This window comes from Gilliamella sp. X-46 (assembly GCF_057063525.1).
Map to the genome: position 1 here is coordinate 1 of NZ_JBXSQH010000036.1, position 1,016 is coordinate 1,016.

The 1,016-nt window shown below is 38.7% G+C and carries 1 protein-coding gene; it reads left to right on the top strand.

The window, feature by feature from the left end:
• Window positions 1-90: 90 nt before the first annotated feature.
• Window positions 91-1,016, top strand: a 926-nt coding sequence (locus ACYIAJ_RS11265) for an IS30 family transposase (protein ID WP_483564836.1), incomplete at its 3' end; no start/stop codon positions are given.

A 1,016-nucleotide genomic window follows, 5' to 3' on the forward strand; every position in this document is an offset into this window, starting at 1 on the left:
ATGAAGTGCAATTTTAAACACGGTGGAGTGAAGAAAGTAGAAAGGTGATTTATACTAGCTCCTTCGCACCACCACAGTTTGGAGATTGCTATGTATTATAATCACCTTTCTAGGAAGGAAAGATACCAGATTTTCGTATTATTACAAGCCGGAAAGAATAAAAAAGAGATAGCCCAGCTACTCAATAGACATCCTTCGACAATAAGTCGTGAGATAAAAAGAAACTCAAAACCTAATCAAACCTATCAAGCACATGAGGCGGTGACACTTGCTAGGAAAAGGCGAAAAAACAGCGGTAATGGTAAGGCAATAGAGTCTTCGGTATGGCGTCAAGTTGAAAAATACCTCATGCTTTATTACAGCCCAGAACAGATTGCTGCACGTTTAAAGAAAGTCAGCGTCCAATCAATCTATAATTATCTTTATCAAAATAAAGCACGCTATGAACAATTCAAACCTTATCTAAGACGAAAAGGTAAAGCTTATCGGCATTGCAAGGCACCGAGTACTAAAGAAGGAGACCGCCGATATAAACGGTCAATTAAACAACGTCCAAGTTATGTAGAAAGTCGGAAAACGCAAGGACATTGGGAGGGCGATACCATAATTAGCCGTAAAGACAAACAAGCATTGTTGACGTTAGTTGAGCGCAAAACTGGAATCGTACTCATTGGACGCCTTAATCAACGCACCGCCTCCGAAACGAGAGATATGATAATAAAATTGCTAACACCGTTTAAAAAGATGGTTAAAAGCATCACCTTTGATAATGGGATGGAATTTAATTATCATCATGCGATTGAGCATTATTTAAATACTACTGTATACTTTGCGGAGCCTTATAAAAGCTGGCAAAGAGGCACAAATGAAAACACCAATGGCTTAATACGTCAGTTTATACCTAAGTCAGCGGCCATTTCATTAGTTGACGACGAACAGATAAAGAAAATACAATATCTATTGAACACACGCCCAAGAAAACGGCATAAGTTTAAAAGCCCTGCCTCCTTTTATTC